Consider the following 1,352-nt stretch of genomic DNA (forward strand, 5'->3'; position numbering starts at 1 on the left):
GCACCAGCACCGATTGGCTCAGGTCGGCGCCATCCAGGCGGGCGCCCTGGAGGCGGGCGCCTTCGAGCAAGGTCTGGTGCATGCGGGCGCCCCGCAGATCGAGGCCCGACAGGTCGCAGCCCGTCAGGTCCATGGCGGACAGATCGCGGTCCGCGGCCATGGCGGCGAGCACGCGTTCGCGCGTCTGCGCATTCTGTTCGGCAGCCATCGGATCGGCAGCGGCCTGGTGGTGGGCCGCCATGCGGTACAGCGCCAGCATGTCCTGCCGGCCCCGCTGCCCGAGGGCCTGCAGCTCGGCGTGCTCGGCGGCGCTCATGGCCGGGGTGCCCGTGGCCGCGGCGATGCCGGCCAGGCCCTTGACGATCGTCTCGGCCTCGAATTTCGGCGGGCCCTTGAGCTGCGCGTTCTGGCTTTCCTCGGTGATCCGGCTGCTATCGAAGCCCGCCTTGCGCGATTCGGATGCGTTGTCCCGGGCCGCCTTCGCGACCTCCTGCCTGGCTTCCTCCAGCTTGCGTTCCTGTTCGCGCTGGTAGGCGCGTGTCTTGTCGATGAACTCGGGCAGTTCGGCCAGCGTGGGCATCTTGTCGAAAGGCTTCGGCAGGGGCCGTTCCCGGAAATGGCGCGCCTTGTGGCCGGCCTCCAGGCCGCGCGCCGTCAGTTCGGCGCGCAGGCGCTCGCCCTTGTCCTTGATGTTCCTTGCCAGGATCGATTCGCGCGCGTCGAGCTGGTCCAGCCAGGGGCCGACGGCCGAGGCCGGCAGCAGTTCCTCGTCGAGCAGCGCATGGATCGCGCCTTTCTCCAGGTTGCAGCGATTCTCGAAGACCTTCTCGTAGTGGGAGAGGGGGCGCAGCGGGCTGTCTGCCGCCTCCATCGCCGGCATGACATGCGTGATATCCGCGGCATCGTCCTCTACGATGAGCGTCTCGCCGTGAAAGATCAGCATGACCTGCGCCATGTGCGGGAAGAACCAGGCGGTGGTCAGCCGCAGCGGCACCTCTTCCAGCGCAAGGGGCCGCGCAGACTTTCTCGCCACGAAGCCGCGTGCGCGCAGATTCGGAAGCCGTCCGCGCAGCACGGCATGCTCTGGGTGCATGTTCCAGATCTCGTAGGGCGCGGCTGCGGGAATGGACAGTTCGTCGTTCCAGCGCTGTTCCGCAGCCGCGGCATTGAAGAACTGCCAGTCCATGTCGCGCGCAAAGCCGGGGTAAAGCGTCTCGCGCCACTGGTCGCCGTAGTCCGTTCCCAGCAGCTTCAGGCGTTCTGACAGATCGACGTCCATCGCACCCGGGCAGGCCGGGACCGGCCGCCGGTCGGGGCGGTCCATGCCATCGCCCGGGCGCTCGACGTTGGGA

1 protein-coding gene is annotated in these 1,352 nt (G+C 68.6%); it reads right to left on the reverse strand.

Going from position 1 to position 1,352, the window contains the following annotated elements; genetic code table 11:
* A partial coding sequence (locus AC1DOC_RS33810; protein ID WP_478131586.1) for a DUF2169 family type VI secretion system accessory protein occupies positions 1-1,352 on the reverse strand: 1,352 nt, incomplete at both ends.

Source organism: Variovorax sp. 01T439_2 (assembly GCF_056398445.1).